Source organism: Gammaproteobacteria bacterium (genome assembly GCA_029862005.1).
In the GTDB taxonomy this organism is placed as follows: domain Bacteria; phylum Pseudomonadota; class Gammaproteobacteria.
This window is the reverse complement of record JAOTYD010000044.1, coordinates 1-19,037: the sequence shown is the minus strand read 5'-3', so window position 1 is coordinate 19,037 and position 19,037 is coordinate 1. Positions and strand designations below refer to the sequence as shown.

The 19,037-nt window shown below is 49.7% G+C and carries 14 protein-coding genes; 7 read left to right on the top strand and 7 right to left on the bottom strand.

The window, feature by feature from the left end; translation table 11 throughout:
* Positions 1–54: 54 nt before the first annotated feature.
* Positions 55–366 (bottom strand): BON domain-containing protein, encoded by a 312-nt coding sequence (locus OES20_17230; protein MDH3636442.1) that lies wholly within the window; start codon positions 364–366, stop codon positions 55–57.
* 438 nt (positions 367–804) lie between these two features.
* Positions 805–1,287, bottom strand: a complete 483-nt coding sequence (locus OES20_17225; GenBank protein MDH3636441.1) for a hypothetical protein — start codon at positions 1,285–1,287, stop codon at positions 805–807.
* Positions 1,288–1,558: 271 nt separating this feature from the next.
* On the opposite strand from OES20_17225, the gene OES20_17220 reads away from it, so the two are divergent.
* Positions 1,559–1,966, top strand: coding sequence for a cupin domain-containing protein (locus OES20_17220; GenBank protein MDH3636440.1), 408 nt, complete (start codon positions 1,559–1,561; stop codon positions 1,964–1,966).
* Positions 1,967–2,255: 289 nt separating this feature from the next.
* Positions 2,256–4,250, top strand: coding sequence for a CocE/NonD family hydrolase (locus tag OES20_17215; GenBank protein MDH3636439.1), 1,995 nt, complete (start codon positions 2,256–2,258; stop codon positions 4,248–4,250).
* 108 nt (positions 4,251–4,358) lie between these two features.
* Here the strand turns inward: OES20_17215 and OES20_17210 are convergent, their stop codons facing one another.
* Together OES20_17210 and gcvA are read right to left on the bottom strand one after the other, a co-directional pair.
* On the bottom strand, positions 4,359–5,954 hold the full coding sequence (locus OES20_17210) for an ABC transporter substrate-binding protein (GenBank protein ID MDH3636438.1): 1,596 nt from the start codon (positions 5,952–5,954) through the stop codon (positions 4,359–4,361).
* A 597-nt stretch (positions 5,955–6,551) separates the two neighbouring features.
* Positions 6,552–7,445: a transcriptional regulator GcvA gene (gene gcvA / locus OES20_17205; GenBank protein ID MDH3636437.1), complete on the bottom strand. Its 894-nt coding sequence runs from the start codon at positions 7,443–7,445 to the stop codon at positions 6,552–6,554.
* A 156-nt stretch (positions 7,446–7,601) separates the two neighbouring features.
* Here gcvA and OES20_17200 point away from each other — a divergent pair, with 156 nt between their 5' ends.
* Positions 7,602–8,675, top strand: a complete 1,074-nt coding sequence (locus OES20_17200; GenBank protein ID MDH3636436.1) for an HlyD family secretion protein — start codon at positions 7,602–7,604, stop codon at positions 8,673–8,675.
* Complete coding sequence (locus OES20_17195) at positions 8,665–10,188, top strand: DHA2 family efflux MFS transporter permease subunit (protein ID MDH3636435.1); 1,524 nt, start codon at positions 8,665–8,667, stop codon at positions 10,186–10,188. Before OES20_17200 ends, OES20_17195 begins: the two co-directional genes overlap by 11 nt.
* 199 nt (positions 10,189–10,387) lie before the next feature.
* Here OES20_17195 and OES20_17190 read toward each other — a convergent pair whose 3' ends face one another.
* The gene (locus tag OES20_17190) at positions 10,388–11,449 is read right to left on the bottom strand and encodes a c-type cytochrome (protein ID MDH3636434.1); all 1,062 of its coding nucleotides are present in this window, start codon (positions 11,447–11,449) and stop codon (positions 10,388–10,390) included.
* Positions 11,450–11,929: 480 nt separating this feature from the next.
* Here OES20_17190 and OES20_17185 point away from each other — a divergent pair, with 480 nt between their 5' ends.
* Positions 11,930–13,102 carry a hypothetical protein gene (locus tag OES20_17185; GenBank protein ID MDH3636433.1) on the top strand — a complete coding sequence of 391 codons (1,173 nt, stop codon included), beginning with the start codon at positions 11,930–11,932 and terminating at the stop codon, positions 13,100–13,102.
* 297 nt (positions 13,103–13,399) lie between these two features.
* Here OES20_17185 and OES20_17180 read toward each other — a convergent pair whose 3' ends face one another.
* Positions 13,400–14,554: an adenylate/guanylate cyclase domain-containing protein gene (locus OES20_17180; GenBank protein MDH3636432.1), complete on the bottom strand. Its 1,155-nt coding sequence runs from the start codon at positions 14,552–14,554 to the stop codon at positions 13,400–13,402.
* Positions 14,555–15,764: 1,210 nt separating this feature from the next.
* On the opposite strand from OES20_17180, the gene OES20_17175 reads away from it, so the two are divergent.
* Both OES20_17175 and OES20_17170 read left to right on the top strand, forming a co-directional pair.
* Positions 15,765–17,546 (top strand): hypothetical protein, encoded by a 1,782-nt coding sequence (locus OES20_17175; GenBank protein ID MDH3636431.1) that lies wholly within the window; start codon positions 15,765–15,767, stop codon positions 17,544–17,546.
* Positions 17,547–17,779: 233 nt separating this feature from the next.
* The gene (locus OES20_17170) at positions 17,780–18,754 is read left to right on the top strand and encodes an MBL fold metallo-hydrolase (protein MDH3636430.1); all 975 of its coding nucleotides are present in this window, start codon (positions 17,780–17,782) and stop codon (positions 18,752–18,754) included.
* Between the two features lie 150 nt (positions 18,755–18,904).
* Here the strand turns inward: OES20_17170 and OES20_17165 are convergent.
* Positions 18,905–19,037, bottom strand: a 133-nt coding sequence (locus OES20_17165; GenBank protein MDH3636429.1) for an IS30 family transposase, incomplete at its 5' end; no start/stop codon positions are given.

Here is a 19,037-nt window from a genome sequence, read left to right as displayed (position 1 = left end):
CGGACGCCCACGTTTTGCCCTCGCAGCCCTTAACGGATTAGATGAGAGTCAACGTCACTTAAGCTTCATATCGTTCTTGACGGATTTCACGCCCTTGATTTGTTGCACGATTTCCACCGCTTTGTCGATGTCGGCCTGGGAGTTGACGAAGCCACTCAACTGGACGACACCCTTGAAGGTTTCAACGTTGATCTCGAAGGATTTAAGGGTGGGTTCGTTAAAAATGGCGGCCTTCACTTTGGTGGTGATGACGGTGCTGTCGAGATACTCTCCGGTTCCCTCTTGCGTGGCTGTTGATGCGCATCCGAGAAGGGATACCCATAAAATGGCAAGGAAAACCACAGCAAACTTGTTGTAGAATTTCATGTCCAATCTCCTCTGGTTAGAACGGTCTCACTGTATTGAAACGGTGTACGTGGCTGCTTAGTTTCGGGGAAAGTCACCCCATTCACCTTCGAACTGCTCATAAAAGCACATGACCATTTCGCGATTGAAACGGCCACAGGTTGAGCGGATTAAAGTTGACCCTGCCGTTTGTTACCTACGCCGTGCCAATCTGTGACGTTATTGCTAAAAAGATAACAAAGCAAGAGGCTCCCTATCATTCACCAGGATGTTCGACTCCGCGGCGATTTTGTCGGCGGCATTACTCGGGCCATACCGGGCTAAACTGCGCCACTCTCGAGGCCAAATCTCCCGTTAGCAGATACTCAAATCTGTAACGCCAGGGTCGTGCTTCGGCCAATATCAGACTCTCGACACAATACTTGGTCTGGGCATAGGGTAAATCGGCATTATCACGAACTATAGCCGAAAAACTTCTCGTGCAATGCGGTAAAGCAACGCTGTGAAGAATTCCGCATCCTCTTTTTGCAACCCTCGATGTTGATCCATAAATCTTCGTATGTCCTGCCCGGATTTTCGACTTAAAGGCACGCCTTTTTGCAGGACAATTGCTTGACGAACGAAGCGTGCAGCTGTGCCGTGGCATCTACCGCATTCTTGCTTGAAACGAGGTTCTGTTTGAGTTTGTGCCAGTAGCATTTCGTAAATAGCGTCGACCTCAATTTCAGATGCATAATGGTTTCGCATATAACCACGAAGATCCTCCGTATGATGGCGCCCCTCAAGTTGGCCGCCATCAGCCTTCAGAAACTTACGTGCAAAATCGCCCGAGTGACCGTGGCATTCAGCGCATTGATTATCCCAAAGCCAGTGAAGATCAATGCCAGCTGCGCTCGCTTTGTACAGAAATAGAAGCGCGGCAACAAGGGCAACGCCCGTCATTATGGAAGTTCGCATTTTATGAAAAAACTGAAAAGACTGACCTTGAGATGTTACCGAAATTGATACCTACAGTCGCGAGGGCATTTTTTTACGAATATATACTGGTATGAGTACTGTTTTTCTCCAATGCGTACGCCCGTAAGCCGTTTACAGGCTTCGACTTACGGCCAGGAAAGGACTTCCAGTAATAAGGTGATAATATGTTAATAGGCCAATTACCTTTTAATTCTACTTTAAGCGTCATGAATACCAATACTAGAGGACCGTCACGATGAACATCCATGAGCCCAAGGTCCAGAACGTCAGGCCAGACCGCGAGGTCATGACACGGCAGCGTCTGCCCTATTTTATAGGCATTTCAGGACAGACTGTTCATGCCACGGGACTATCCATGCACCTGGTTGTCATCCCGCCAGGCGGTCGGGCCGAACCGCATATCCACGTTGGCTATGAAACCGGTATCTACGTCTTGGAGGGAACCGTTTGTACGCGTTGGGGGCCAACACTCGAGTACGAAGTGGTTAGCCAAGCAGGCGACTTCCTTTTTGTCCCGCCGGGTGTTCCTCACGAAGCAATTAATCTCAGTGCAACCGAACCGGCGCGCGCCGTCGTCGCTCGAAATGATCCAGCGGAACAAGACAAAGTTCAGCCGTTCACTAAATCGAAGCAAAACCAATAGGTCGATCTCAGCTGCTGAAATATAAGATTTGAGGGTTTGTTTTCTCCAAAGGAGACGCTCATAAAGCCCAGGTGGGAGGCAATCTTCGGCCAACAGCGGACTCTCAACCTATCCGATATAAGGAACAAATACTCAAATTTTGTTACTTGGTCTCACTAAGCGACCACGCTCGATCATCCAACGTCTAGCTAGAGAAAATATAGGATTCGATTTTATGAATTTTATTCTATCGGCCCGACTGTCATAATCGTGTGATGCTTTTGATCATTTCTAACTTTGATAGCTGATAATGGCGGTTACCAGAGTCAACCATTGCTGGATTTCGATGCCCGATGGATCTCGCCTCGGTGCGAGGCTGTGGTTGCCGGATAGCGAAGAGCCCTGTCCGGCTATTCTCGAATATCTCCCCTATCGAAAAGATGACTATTCGGCAAAGCGGGATTCAAACACCATCGCCCATTTCGCCAAGCACCAATACGCCTGCGTTCGAGTTGATATGCGAGGCTCGGGTAGTTCGGACGGGGTTCTTTATGACGAGTACACCGACCAGGAAATAGACGACGGGGTTGCGGTAATCGAATGGATCGCCGCACAACCCTGGTGTAATGGCAAGGTTGCCACCATGGGTATTTCCTGGGGTGGAATTACAGGGTTGCAGCTCGCGCAACGAGCGTCCTCAGCACTCAAGACTATTATTGTACTGGGCGCAACCGACCAACGTTATTATGACGATGCAGGTTATTACCTGGGTTGTATGGTAGGCCAGACACTCGGATGGGCGGCGATCATGTTTGGCTATAATACGCGTCCGCCCGACCCCGAACTTGTTGGTCAAAACTGGAAAACACTGTGGCTGGAACGGTTAGAGAATACCCCTCATTACCTCGATCGCTGGTTTGAACATCAACATAATGACGATTACTGGCTTAACAATTCGGTAGACACCGATTATGACGCCATCAAGATCCCGGTTTACGCGGTCAGCGGCCATGCGGATTGCTGGCCCAACACGGTGCCCCGACTCCTGCAAAATTTGCAGGTCCCGGTGCGAGGCTTGCAAGGAGCCTGGTGTCATCGCTATCCTCACCTCGGCATTCCTGGCCCGACGGTAGATTTTCTCTCCGATGCGATTCGCTGGTTCGACCAGTGGTTGAAGGACGATGAAACCGGGATCATGGAGGAAGCGCAGTACCAGGTCTTTCTACAGGACAGCGTAAAACCACAAACCTATTACGATGAACGTCCCGGGCGCTGGATCGGGCTAAACAGCTGGCCATCGGATCAAATCGACACCGAGATTTTTCATTTAAGCCCCGGGATGTTGTCTAAAGAGTCCGTATCCGACCAGTCGATGGAAATTTGCTCGCCACAAACAACAGGTCAACTATCGGGGGAATATATGCCCTGGTTCTCGTTCGGGCCGGCCGAAGAACTGCCCGGCGACCAACGGCAAGAAGATGCGGGATCGCTTGTTTTTGATACCGATACGCTGACCAGGCCACTGGAAATTCTGGGTAACGCAGTTGCGGTTCTGAAGCTGAGCAGCGATCAACCACAAGCGCTCGTGGCTGCGCGATTGTGCGATGTCTGGCCAGATGGATCCAGTACCCTGATCACGCGTGGCATTTTAAACCTGAGTCAACGCAACGATAAGTCAAAACCCGAGCCAATGATTCCAGCAGAAAAGGTGGAGGTCGAGGTCGAGCTGAATCATAGTGCTTACGTCGTGCCTGCCGGGCACAGGCTGCGGCTGGCGATATCGACGAGTTACTGGCCGATGGCCTGGCCATCGCCGACCAACTCCCGGGTGACAATTTATTCGGGCTCCAGCGTGCTAAATTTACCAGTGATTCGTAAAAATGCGGAACATGCACCGCTGACTGATTTCGGTAAAAGTGAAATCGGTGAGCCCGAGGTCACCACGGTTTTAAGAGCCGTTAGTCAGCATCGGAAAATCAGGTACAACGACGAGCAGAATCTAAACGTACTTGAAATAGTCGCGGATAATGGCAAGACCCGTTTTGAAGAAACCGGCATGGAAATGGGGTCAAAGTCATTATACCGATTCAGTATTGCCGAGTCGGATCCCCTGTCTGCTATCGCCGAATATGACTGGGAATGGGAATATGGCAGGGGAGACTGGCAAACAAGAACCCATAGCTACACTCGCATTACCTGTGACCTCGCGCATTTTTATCTACACGCGATATCGACTGCATGGGAATGTGACCAAAGGATTTTCCGAAAGCAATGGGACCATAAGTTCAAACGAGACTACTTCTAGTTTATGTGAGTACAACAAACTTAGGTTTTATGGCAAAGTCAGGAATCGCACTCGCTGCCTCATGCCCCGCCTCGCATCATGCGAGGGGGCACGGGCGACGCCTTTCGATCAGGTCATCCACCAGCGTTCCATGATCCGGCGGCCGTCAAAGCCACGTGTCCATGATAGATCACCATGCGCGATCTTATCGTTGCGTGCGTGAACTTCATTCGCGAACATGGGAACTACGTTTCCGCCTTCATCACGCAATATGATCTGCATCTCTCGGTACATATCGGACCGTTTGCCTCCGTCGAGTTCGGCCCGCGCGGATTTAAGGAGCTCGTTGAAACGTGGGTGATCCCACTGTGTGTCATTCCAGGCCGCCCCCGGCGCAAATCCCGTTGTGAACATGGTGTCTTCGGTGGCGTAGCCACCCCAGTAGCTGGCACACCAGGGCTTTTTCATCCAAACATCCGACCAGTACCCATCATTCGGCTCACGCACGACATTGATGTTGACACCGGCTTGCTTTGCCGATGCCTGGAAAAGAACTGCCGCATCAAGAGCACCGCTATAGGCGGCATCCGAAGCGCTCAGGTCTATCGTAATGTTACCTAGCCCCGACTCCTTCATGTGAAACCGCGCTTTGTCCGGGTCATAAGCATTCTGTTCGATATCAGCCGCATAATAGCGGTAGGAAGGCCCAATCGGGTGATCATTCCCAATTACGCCATGTCCGAACAGGATTTTGTCCACAATCTCTTCTCGATTGATCGCGTGCTTCAGTGCCTTTCGTAAGTGTGGGTTGTCAAATGGAGCTACTCTGGTCCGCATTGGAAAGGTGTAGTGCAAAGGACCGGAACCTTCCTCGATGATGACTTTTGGATTCCGCGAGAGAAGCGATAGCGTCTTGAGTTCGACCCGGTCAATAACATCCACCTCGTTTGTGAGTAGTGCGTTTGTCCGTGCTGCGGAGTCGGTGATCGAGAGGATCTCGATGGTATCCGCATGCGCAGAACCTTCCTTCCAGTAGTTCGGATTACGTTTAAACTTATAGCTGAGACCGGGATCTTCCTTGGTAAGGATGTACGGTCCTGAGCCACCAGCGTTCCAATCGATGCTTCCGTCCTTTGCGGGATAAATGCCGAATGTCGCTTCATTGAAATTGAAGGGGAAATCCGCATTACCGTCCGATAGGGAAATGACGACGGTGTGGTCTCCATCGGCCTTGATTTCGGTGACTGAGGCCACTAGTGGCTTGGCGACCGAAGTTGATTTTTCGCCACGGTGATAGTTGATCGACGCGATGACATCTTCAGCTGTCATCGTCTTGCCATTATGGAATTCGACTCCTTTGCGCAATTTGAAAGTCCAGGTAGCTGCATCTGCCGAGGAAGACCATGCAGTCGCGAGCGAGCCGACCAACGCGCCGTTTGCATCCAGTTCGGTCAAGGTATTGGCAACGCCATAGGCGACAACCCACTGCAGCCCATTGGTAAGAGTCGCAGGATCGAGGGAATCGGTCGTGGCACCGTGTCCCATCGCCATGCGCATGTGGCCACCTTTTTTCGGGGTTGCGGCACGAGCTTCGTTGAAAAGACCCGTTCCGATAGCCAGCGAAATGCCAATTGCGCTGGACCTGCCCAGGAACTCTCGGCGTGACATGCGCCCTTTTCCGGCTTCATCAATCAACCAACGGGTATATTTGTCTTGCTCAGTCATGATTCACTCCTCGATTTTATTTGCTGACGACTGCCTCTTTTCGGGCGAAAATTCTTGCTGTGTTATTCGGTCAGAGTGCACAAGGTCGCAAAAACGCCTCCCCTTGTCCATTATTTAAAGAATCTAATGATGAAATCCATAGGTTCATTTTTTTCTAGCAATGCCAGGAGATAACGCCTAACAAGCGATTGCAGTCGGGAAAATCGTCCACTACGCGAGAAGCCGGGCAAGGATGTGAGAGTCTCTCAAGGGTTGTTTATCGCCGCTGACTTGGCGAAGTTGAGCGTTTGTTTTGTCAATAGCAGCCGCTGACAAATCTCATCCCGGAGGCAACCTTCGGCCAATAGCAGACTCTCGTATGCATTGACCTTACGAGCTACATTTTTAACTAATTCGGCGATGATTATCTGCACATCGCGTACTTGTCGCTGTTTTCAAAGCATATGACCGATAGCAAAAATGGATATTGGAGAGGGAAAGATAAGCGATGAATATAGAACGACCGAACAGTAATACTAAATAAGTAAGCACTGTGCTCGAATAGTATTTATACAAGGTCCATAATTCTGGTCTGTCCCTTATTATTTGTTCTAATAATTAAATCGTGTCAGCCGCTCGTGCTTCCCGAGTTAACCAATCAAAAAAGGCAGAAACATTCGGGAGGGCGCGTGCACCGGGCGCGTGCACAATATAATAACCCCCTAGTTCCACAGACTTGTCAAACGGCTGTATTAACAAACCTCGGGAAATTTCATCATCTAGCAAGGCTCTAGCGCCGAGCGCAATTCCCTGTCCTTCAATGGCAGCCTGATGTAACACATTGGGGTCGTCCATTTCAATATTACGTTCAGGTTTCACATCACTGGCACCGTTGGCCATCAACCATGTCTCCCAGAGTTCCCGGCCAGTTTCGTGGAGCAGTCGGTGATGTTGAAGATCTGCGATCTCCTCTAATGGCGGACCATTTACCAGTATGTCCGGGCTACACACTACGATAATTTGGATCGGCATCAGTAATTCGGCTTCAAGCCCCGGCCAGTCACCGGTACCCCAGACAATGGCGAGATCCAGGTCCATACGTTTAAAGTCAACGTCACCGTTAATCAAATGAAGGTGCATCTCAACTTGCGGATGCAGCGCCGAGAAGTTGCCTAGTCGTCGGGTCAGCCAACGCGCCGCAAAATAGGAAGTGAGGCTGATTCGCAATGGATGAGCAACGCTAGCGGTTTTCATATCCTGGACCGCATCCTCGATGCGATCGAAGGATTCACGAAGTACCAAAAGAAGGGCCTCACCAGCGTCGGTCAAACGTAATTGCCGGGTAAGGCGCAGGAACAGCCTAACTCCAAGTTCGTCTTCTAATCCCCGCACCTGGTGGCTTACCGCAGATTGGGTTACAAACAATTCCTGGGCAGCGCGAGTAAAGCTCAAATGCCGCGCGGCAGCCTCGAAAGACCGTAGTGCAATTGGTGATGGGAGTTTCCGGCTCATTGAAAAATTATACAAGAATTAAACTCTTGTATCATTCAAAATTTACTCGTTTGTGTTTCTTGCAATTTGATAATCAAATAGTGATTGATCACAAATATTCCATTTTAGATACATGAATTAAATTTGAATAATTTCATTGCATTTCTGATACATTAAATGAAGCTTTCTTCCCGGGCACTACTGCGCTTCTCGCTACTAATACTGATTCCTTTACTGGCGATTTTCACCGCTATTTATCTCTATGCCATGGGCGGACGTATTGCGTCGACCGATAATGCTTACGTTCGCGCCGATGTCGTGGCAATTAGCCCTGAGATAGATGGACGCGTTGCAAAGGTTTATGTGGATGACAATCAGTACGTCGAGATGGGACAGCTACTATTTACCATAGACGCTCTGCCCTTCCGGATTGAACTCGAAGCTAGCAAGGCCGAACTCGGTTTGGTTCGCCAGGAGGTCGATTCTCTGAGAGCCGGGTTCCTCGAAAACGAATCAGAAATCAAAAATGCCACAGAACGTGTTCGCTATTTGAAGGCAGAACACGGACGTCTAAGTAAGCTAGTGGCTTCGAGTCTTACCTCTAAGTCCGGATTGGCAGAAGCGGAACATGATCTGGAAACTGCACGTCAACGGGTAAGCGGTCTGCAACAACGCAGGCTGAAGATCATTGTTGACCTAGGTGGGAGCCTTGACCTGCCCGTTGAGCAGCACCCCAGATATCTACGTACGATGACGATGCGAAATCGCGCAGCATTAAATTTAAGGCGAACTAAGGTGCGCGCACCGATTTCGGGGTATCTCGGTGATATCACGCTGGAACCCGGTGAACAGGTGGAAGCTGGAGAAACCGTATTCCCGTTAGTTGCATCAGGTGAACCCTGGATAGTGGCAAATTTGAAAGAAGTACACGTTGCGCATGTGAAGGTAGGGCAAGTCGCTAAGGTTCACATCGACAGCTATGACGACAATGTTTTTGAAGCCATCGTAGAGAGCCTTAGCCCGGCTACTGGCGCTGAATTTTCTTTATTACCGGCACAGAACGCCACCGGAAACTGGGTCAAAGTTGTACAACGAGTGCCGGTAAAACTGCGTTTAAAGAGATCACCCGATATGCCAGTGCTAAGAGCTGGCTTAACCGCAACCGTGGAGATTGATACCGGTTTCGAACGCCCACTCGGCAGTTTTATCAAGGCTAGCCTGGCGAGTATCGGCATTCACCATGACCACTGAACCAGATATCGCTGTGACAGGACTGCAACGCGCCCTCATCGTCCTGACAGCCATTGGTGGCGGCTGGGTATTTGAGTTCATCTGGTCGATTGCGGGTGTCAGCTTAGGACATATGCAGGGCACATTTTCCGCCACGCCGGATCAAATTTCGTGGGTGATGACGGCGTTCATCATGGGCTCCGTTATTACCATCGCTTGCACGGGCTGGCTTGCCAGTCGCTTCGGTCGCAAGCAGGTATTCTTGATCGCGCTATTCGGATTCGGCATCAGCCTGTTTATGTGCGGGTCCGCGACAACAATTGAAGAGGAGGTCGCCTGGCGCTTAATCCAGGGAATTTTTGGCGCACCGATGTTACCCCTCAGTCAAGCAATTACGGTTGATGTGTTTCCCCGCGAACGGCATGGTTCAGCGACAGCGATCTGGACCCTGGGAATTATTGGTGGAGGAGTTCTCGGACCAGCCGCAGGTGGTGCTATCGTCGAATTCATGACCTGGCCGTGGATATTCTATTTCAATATACCGTTAACCGTCATCGTATTCATCGCTGCCATAGTGGTATTACCCCCGACCGAACCGGAGTCCGACAACCAACTAGACTGGTTGGGTCTGTTGGCAATCATCGTCTGTGTGACTGCATTTCAGATTGCTTTTAGCCGGGGAGAACGCCTCGACTGGTTCGACTCCTATGAGATCATCATCGAAATTTGCCTCGGAGCCCTCGGACTCTATTATTTCGTCGTCCACTCACTGACCACGGATCATCCTTTTTTCCGACCGGCGCTTTTCCGTGATTTTAATTATTGCCTGGGATTGGTATTAGCGCTGGCAAATGGTGCGATAGCAACCCTGCCACTGGTAATTCTACCGCTGATGCTAGAGCAGGTAGCGGGATATCCAGTGCTCGACACCGGCATCTTACTGTTATCTCGTGGAGCGGGGCTAATGTTTGCTTCGGCATTGCTGGCCCGATATGACCGTTATTTACCTCCGAAGACTGTGCTGGTGGTGTCTTTCATCCTCGCACTGGTTTCAGGCTACATGATGGCCGAATGGACAGCGGACGTTAGCACTGTCGAGGTGTTCTGGATCAATATGGTGCAAGGTGCAGCGGCTGGAGCTATTTTTATCGCGATCAACACACTAACCTTCTCAACTTTACCAAATCATTTAAAGACCGAGGGTTTCGCACTTTATTACACCCTGTTGTTCACTGGTGCCACTGTCGGTATCGCTGCAATTGTCACCATCCTGACTCGCATGACCCAGGTCGCCCACTCGGTTGTTGGCGCTTACATAAACCCATTTAATGATCGTTTTCGTTTGCTGGCAATTCCAGAGTACTGGGATCCACACGAACCGCAGGGTCTGATCGCCCTGGAACAAGAAGTGTTACGTCAGGCGGAAATGATCGCCTACAGCGATGCTTTCTTGGCGGCCGCATTTATTTCGCTTATCGGGATTCCACTGGCACTCATGTTCCGCAGCCAAAAGCCAATTTCTATTGGTGAATAACCATGTTCCATCAAACGGTAGAATAAATTTTCGATCGAATATTTCATCTCGGAATGAGAAGTTAAAATCAACAGCTCATGCGGTAAGCAGCTTTCCCGATAACAGACACTCAGAAGCGCTACCTGGGCTTCGTCCTTCGGCCATAATCAGACTCTGGCAATTATTTGGAGTTAAGCCAGTTTAAATCCTTATCCCGAGATCAGGGCCCGTACTTCATCGGATATCCATTTTGCTGCCACCACCTGACGCCTTCGTCCAGTACGACTGAATTTCTATATCCGGCGCTTCTGAGCGCATTGGTTAATTGATCAGAGTATTTGTGCGGGCAAGCGCAGTAGGAAATAATCCAGGTATCGTCTTCGGGCAGCAGCACAATGACTGAATCCGGATCGTATGCGGGAGCCGGGATGGCACCCGGTATGTGCGCCAGAAACCAGTCCGATGGTGGGCGGGCGTCAAGTATGATCATCCTAAACCCGGCGCGCATCGCTGCATCTAGCTGCTCTGCTGACACGTATCGACCTTCCCGCAACGAAAATTGCGGTGATGGACCATCAGGATTTAACACTACCTCTGGAAAATCCGTCAGCTCCGGTTCCTCAATTCGTCTCGGAACATCTCGCTTCCAACTAAGGATCAGGGCAACCAAGTCGTCGATCGTATCTTCCGAAAGCAAGTCCCGATAAGCCACCATCGGTGTTTCACGGCGGCCATTAATAATGGCTATTCGAATTTGCTCGTCGGAGGCCAGGGCCAAGAATTCGGGATTGTTCAGACTTACCGCCGTCACGCCCTGACCTTGATCACCGTGGCAACTAGCACAGAAATTGTTGTACGCGGTCCGACCCGATACGGGATCGCCAAGAATCGGTTCAGCGGTAAAAATTACGGACGCCTCGTGTTGCCAGCTACGGATCAAGGCTACCAGTGAGTCGATATCTGCGTCTTCAAGAGGTCCCCCATAAAGCTTTGCATGTGCGGCCATTGCCGTTTTAGGGCGCCCTTTTGCGATACTCTCCCATAAAAAATTATCGCTAACGGAAACAAGGAAATCCTGGTTATTCAGCGCATTGGCATTATCGGCTGCATAGCCTTCGCCATTGTCGCCATGACAGAGCGCACAGTACTTATCATATATCTCTAAGCCACGCTCCAGCTGTGTTCTATCCCAGGGCTGTTGGATCTTTTCTTCTGATGCGCCCACCCATGCCCAATAAACATCCAGAAGAGACGCAGTCCCCAAGATAACCAGCGTCGCCAATATTAACCGTTTGTGGGGTCTCTTCATTTTTAGCTTGTTTTACTAGCGATTACAAACACAACCAAATATCTTTGCTGGTTATGTTGTCGCAAAGGGATCGCAAAATATTGACTCGAATCAACAGGAGTCGATTTTTTGTTGCTTCGGGAATGGGACCACTTTATCTATCATAGATGCTCGTAGATTCGATCACAGATACGGATTTCGGCCACGAATGGACATAGAGCTTATTGAAAATGGGTGACAAAATTTTGCTTAATATCGCAATGTTTGTACCAATTGCATAACACACCAATTGAGCCCTCCAAATAATCAACTGTTGAACATTGGGGAACAAAAGACAAAACGGTGGGCAATTATTCGGGCATTACAGTAAATAACAGAAAAAGGATAGATTCTGGATTTGATTTCGCCGATTGATACTGGCAAATAGAACTTTTATTCTTCTAGTTATTTATACTATGCCCACGGGAGAAGCACTTGGAAAAGTCCATAATTAGCTGTCGCCTGTTTAGTTCGGGCGTCGACCTCGGTCGCATTGCGGCATTGGCCGCATGTATTTTTTTACTCGTTGGCTGTGGCATAACGAACTCGCCGAAGCAGCTCAGACCTCCGGTCAGCGTTACCCCCACCGCGATCGTCAAAGACAGTATCATGATTCATCAGCCACAAGGGGATGGACCCGGTTTCGGCTGTCGGAGTTGGGCGGGCTCAAAGTTCTATTTGTACGAGAAGCAGTTCGGCGAGGTATTGGCCAACTGGCTGGCCCAAAGCGGCCTGACGCTGGTGCAACAGGGCACAGCCGCCAGATACTCCCTGGAAAGTAGAGCCTCAAAGCCGGATATCATCTATGTCCCGAAAGATTGGCAAATCATTAGGCCCGACTCCCACCCGTTCACGATGATAAATTATCTCCCGAAAATCTATCCCCCGAAAGGTTGGAAAATCAGTAAGAACGTCGGGCGATTCACGGATATAACCTACCTACTGAAAGATCGCCAAAACGGTGAAACCGTCTGGCAGCTCACGGAGCCCTGGCCTTACCAGATACAACCCAATGTTTGCAGGGAAAAGGCGATGGATCATTTCGCCACTGTTGCTAGTGCACTCGCGAGTTGGGACGGCACGCCCGGCAAGGTCATCGATAAAAGTGAGATAGCGCTTGGCGCCGCAGCATTTCACAGGCGTGTGCTGAGACCGAGTGACCCCGATACGCCGCTGGGCGAACTCGAGGCCGAACTCGAAAAACGCTACGCATCTGGAGAAGTATCACCGGTCGATATCATCGACCCACATTTCGAACTTGTTAAATGCGAGGGTCTGTCGCAGGATACCGCCCCGATCTACATCGCGCTCGGCGCTGGTTTTCCGTCTGTCGCTTGCGAGAACACGGTAGCGGGACAAAGACTGTTGATGCGGCGTCGATGGGAATGTTCACCGGAGCCAACCCGAAATTGTGTATGCGGCGGCCGCTGGAAAGGTAGCTTTCCATATCTCTTCGACAGTCCCGACTTTCAATCAGGCTCGATCTATTCAAAGATTGACCTTGGGGACCTGTGGGATGGTTTCGGCGTGGATCCCGATAAACTGACAACCTGGTTACTCGGGCAGGGCCCAAGAATGAGACTGACGCCTTGTTCGTTCGACGAGTGAAATCATCACTTTGTTACTATAGAGTAACTCAATGAAAGGGGGATTTATTGGCGTTAAGGAATACAACAAAACTGTCATTTGCCCCTAACAAGCGCATGCAACCGGACCAAAGTGCCCACTGCGCTAGAAGTTGAGAACGGGTGTAAGTATCTATATTGGGTCGCAAATCGCCACTGCTTAACATATTTTAAGCGGCAGCTTTCTCGTTAGCAGACGCTCGCCAGGCACTGGTAGGGGGCAATCTCCGGCCAGTAGCGGACGCTCGTCTCAATCGCGTTTGCCGCAGATCGAAAAGGATCAACTAACGCGCAGGCTGAGTAAATCGTAGACCCGGGTTTTGCTAACGAAACCTTTCAGTTCCAGTTCGCCAGCGGCTTCCACCTCGACTTTATCCTCGATCTCGACGTAAGTCTTGTGGTCGATCAATACCTGCCCGTCTCCGGCTTCATCACTCAGGCGGGCGCAGAGGTTGACCGCGTTGCCGTTTGCAGTGTAGTCGTAACGGCCTTCATAGCCCACTATTCCAAGCGTGGCATAGCCACTGGCGATGCCAACGCCAAATCCGAGCTCGTAGCCGCGCCTGTGCCAGTCACGGTTCATTTCATTGAAGCGCTCGCGCATACTTAACGCAAGTTCTACCGCCCTCAATACCGGTTCGTCGCAAGGCAGCGGATCGTTGAAAAATACCATCATGCCGTCGCCCGCACGGTGGTCGATGGTACCCTGATAGTCGGCCACCAGCTGCCCCAAGCTCTCGTGGTAGGCCTGTAGCACATTCATGACCTCCTCGGGTTCCATGTTGACTGAAAAAGAGGTGAACCCGCGCAAGTCGCAAAATACCGTGGCGATATAAGCGCGATGGCTTTGCAGCATGGTTTTTTCCTGCTGTTCGGTAACCAGGTTTGCGACCTCGGGTGACAGAAAGCGCCTGAGCTGGTTCAGGCGGTCGATTTCGTTAACCTGCTCCCGGACCCGTGCCTCGAGATCGGAATTCAGCTCCTCGACTTCCAGCGCCTTGAATTTCACTTCGCGGTTGAGAAAGTTGAGAATCATAATTTGATTAGTGAATGCCGCCGATAAAAGTAATACATAGCCGAAAGATTCGGCCGCAACCAGGTAATAACCGTAGAGGGTTGCGATTATGGTGACCACTGAGACGACACCGAGCACCGTCGGCACCAGACTGCCGTGAATCCTGCGGTCTTGTATCAGGCCGTATACGGCGATCGCTCCAAACCCCCACATCAGCACGGCCTGCAAGTGCGGATTGAATTCGGGCATACTACCTGTGAACAGCGCGGGAATCGCGAGCAGGAATGTCTTGCCGTAGCACACCAGTATCGACACACCGGCACCAAAAAACGCAGTAATACCATATGGTAGGATCGACCGGGTTTCGACGGTCGAGGTACCAGTAGAATCTGCAGCTTCGGCAACGGTCATGATCGACATCGACGCTGGTGGCAATCGATATCGGCAATCATACTCGTCCTATAAATTACTGTCTAATCGAGGCTACCCAGCCGATATTGGGAACCTATCGGATAGTTGCCGGCTTACGAGTGCTTTTTTGGTTTTGGTGCGAGATCATAAAGTGATACTTAACTCGCTAGTTGGCGCTGGAATTATTTTTATGTAGTTATGAAATTGAATTACTAAATAGGAATTGAAAACCGATAGATTACAAAAATGACTATCCGCATTAAAACTATATCGAAAACTGCCAAACGGCAACATTATCAATTTTTGTCAACCTCAACCATCACGTCTTTTGAGAAAAGATAATCCGTATCGGACGCACCTTTATGACATAAAATACAATCGTTGTAGAGCCTCCCCTGTTTAACAGGCTTAATGCCTGCAACATCATGATAAATTGCATACTACCAATCGCCGTTTTCGGGATCATATCCGTCCGGCATTTTTACCATCACGGTTAGACTCCTGAACTCTTTCCCATCTTCGTCATCATAAGAGGCCTTGACAATTTTTGCGCAAACAAGATATGGCCCAGCGGTATTACGATAGGTCTCTTCAGCAAGCTCATTGACATAAACATCTACCCAGGTTTCGCTGTGGCCTTTCGAAAAAATGAGTGTGTGTCAATTTCTGCCAGCTTTGCCAGTCTTCAAATATCATTCCTTCTTCAATTGTGCATGCTTCCATAGCAAAGACATTATTTGCAGGTAGTACACTAGCTATTAGCAGCATAATTGCTACGGCCATTAGTCGAAAGTAGTCCATAGTCGTGTTTAGCTAGCAAACAACACTTTGGAAAAAACTGCAATCGGCAACAGCATCTCCAACGCGAGAATAGTGAGCAATCTTTTCATGCTTTCCCCCGAGTTTCGTTCTTAGCATAAAAGGTACCAACGCTATGTTACTCGCTTGGTAACCACCGACTATTGTTTCTCTTTATACTTATAGTGTTGAAATAAAAGAAGTTTATTTTATTTGGTTAGCGTCGAGTGTCTCCGTTAGGTCGTTTGTCGCCTTCTAGAATCCCGTTCCAAAGGCCTATTTGCTCCAAAGCTGCCGCTCAAAACGAAGTGGTCAGCGACAACCTACGGCCAGGAGCGGACTCTCGCCAGTTTCTAAACCTAAAATCATCCGAAAACTGCTTGTGATAGAATTTTCCCAATTATATTCAACAAGGCAATCCATGGAAAAGGATCAACTATCTCGAAAGCTAGCTGTAATCCTCCATGCCGATGTGGTCGGCTCGACCTCGCTCGTACAACGTAACGAAACCCTGGCGCACGAACGCATTCAAGATACGTTTAGACGGTTTTCTGAAACCATCAGCAGCCATAACGGAATCGCTCACGAGATTCGAGGGGATGCGCTGGTGGCCGAATTTAGCAGGGCGTCAGACGCACTTAACGCATCCCTAGCTTTTCAGGCCGCCAACATCAGTTCTAATGAAGAAATATCTGATGACTTTCAACCCGTGCTTCGAGTTGGTATTGCAATGGGTGAGGTAGTAATTGCTGATAATACGGTAACTGGCGAGGGTGTAGTGCTAGCGCAACGACTGGAGCAGCTGGCCAAGAATGGCGGAGTATGTATTCAGGGAGCAGCATACGAGACGGTTCCTAAACGCCTGCCTTTCGAATACGAGAACTTAGGAGAACAACTAGTCAAGGGATTCGAAGAGCCTGTTAAGGTCTATTCAGCCAGTCTTAAGTCTGGGAGTGAAATTTCCGAGTCGCATCTAAAAATACAGTCAAAAGCGGAAGGGCACCGCTTACCCAAGAAACCATCTATTGCGGTGTTACCTTTTACAAATATGAGCAGTGATCCCGAGCAGGAATTCTTCAGCGACGGAATTTCCGAAGACATCATCACCGCGTTATCCAAAACCTCGGCATTGACGGTTATTGCGCGAAACTCGACTTTTACATACAAAGGCAAGGCGGTTGACGTCAAGCAAGTGGGTCGTGACCTGGGTGTGCATTATGTTCTTGAGGGTAGTGTACGCAAATCTGGCAACCGAGTGAGGGTAACAGCTCAGCTCATAGATGCTGCCACCAACCAGCATATTTGGGCGGAACGCTACGACCGTGATCTGGAAGATTTCTTTGCAGTACAGGACGAGATAATGCGTGAAATAGTTTCGGCCCTCGACGTTCAATTACTGGCAGGGGAGCAATCACGATTTTGGTCCAGTGGAACACAGAACCTACAGGCTTGGGAATATTTCCGGATGGCTCGTGATTTACTAAATGCCTACCGAACGGAAAATCATCATGAAGTAATTCGGCTCGCCAGGAAAGCGATTGAGGCCGATTCGAATTTTGCAGCAGCCTGGGATTTACTTGCCGGATGCTATTTTCATATGGAAGAAGATGCCAGGTATCCCAAGGTAGAGCGTGAACAGGCATTGAAATTTTCACAAGAATACGCACAAAGAGCGCTTGAATGCGACCCGTCTTTTGCCGATGCTTACTCTATGCTGTCACTCCTTTGTCTCAATTCGAAACAGTTTGATGAGGCGACAATCAACACTAACAAATCAGTTGAAATGGCACCCAACAATGCCAACAATCTTGGGGTTTCCGCCATTGTGTTGAATAAATGCGGAGAATCCGAGATAGCCTTGGAGCGTATTCGAAAAGCAATGCGTTTGAGTCCGGTATATCCGTTGTGGTACCTCGCAGCACTGGGCCAGGTTTTCAGATCACTTGGCATGACAGAGGAATCAATTGGTGCTTTTTCTGAGATGATCCGCCGAGATTCGGATTCTCTAGAGGGGCAAATCGGCCTTACCGAGATTCTGGGTGAATCAGGTCAGATCGAAGCCGCCATGGTCTCGGCAGCAGAGATTATTAAAGTGAATCCAAATTTTTCAATAAACGAGTATACGGATAATCTCACCTATCGCGACCCAGCCGAGATAGTGCGTTTCGCAGAAGGACTACGCAAAGCAGGTTTACCCGATTAAATTTACCAATGACTGTTGTGGATTGGTTATCGTCGCTGATAAATCGAATTTGTGCGGCAGCTTTCTCGTAAGCCAACCCTCGTCAAGTCCTGGCAGGAGACAATCTTCGGCCATATACAGACGCTCACACATAACTTCATTCAGTGATTCAACCTTCACTGTTAAAGGTGATTTGTATGCTCGATCGCTAGGTAATAGACTGGTATAAAACTAATCACACAAAGGAGTCCCATATGAAACCAGACATACGCACCATTTATTTCGCTGCGGCATTGGCGGCAGTGACCCTGTCAGCGCAATCAGCCGCGACCGCAGATGTTAAAATCACTCCGTTGGGCAGCATGGAGGGCGAATTTTGCCAGCTGGACCGGGCCATGATCCTGGAAGATCCGGATGGCACCCGTTTGCTCTACGATCCTGGCCGTACCGTAGCCGGTCCTGACGATCCGCGGCTGGGTAAAATCGACGCGGTACTGATCAGTCACATGCACGGCGATCATGTCGGCGACAAGCATATCGCTGCCCCCGGAAATGGTGATTGCAAAAGCACGAAATTTCCCGTCAGTGCGTTGCCCAACACTAACGCTGCCAACATCGCACACGTAAAGAGTGCAAAAATTGTCACCGGCAGTGAAATGCCTAAGTTCTTCGCAGCTAAACTGAAGTCTCTGGGTAGTGATCCGAAGAATTCGCAACTAGTCCGTTTCGGCGCGTCACGCAAAGTTGGCGGTGTCACCATTACCACGGTTCCGGCTGTACATTCCAACGGAATAGCAGGCGGCATGATCGGTGGCGAACTCGGAGAAATGCTCAACGCCGCCGGTCTCACTGCCTACGCCGGGCCACCGACAGGTTATGTACTTACTTTCTCGAATGGATTGGCGGCCTATCTTTCCGGGGATACCGGGATCACTGCCGAGCAGGAAACTGTGGTGCGGGATCACTACAAGGCGAAACTGGTGGTGATTAACATCGGCGATACCTTCACCACCGGGCCTAAGGAAGCTGCCTGGGTGCTCAACAATCTGGTTAAACCCGAGTCGATTATCGCCTCGCATGCCAACCAGCCATCAACATCAGGTGGTAAGATTATTGAAGGCACGCGTTTGGCGTTGTTTAAGAAATTGACCAAGGCCAAAGTTCATGTACCACTAAGCGGACGCACCATGTCTTTCAACGACAAAGGAAATTGTACCGGCGGTTGCTAGCACTAAAGAAAAACTGCTGATAAAAGCCAGCTTAAGGTGAGTGTCTCAATTGGGTCGGTCTCTGCCGCTGAGTTTTAGGATTTCAGAGTCTGCTTTCTTGTAAGCTGACACTCAAATCCATAGCACCAGGGGCAATCTTCGGCTGTCAGCTCAACTGGTCGACGCAACACATGCATTAAATCGTTCTGCTGGTGTATCAAAATCTAATGTCTTGCGTGGTCGTTCATTTAACTGACGTGCCACCGCATTAAGCTTTGCTTGCGAGTGTACTGATAAATTGGTG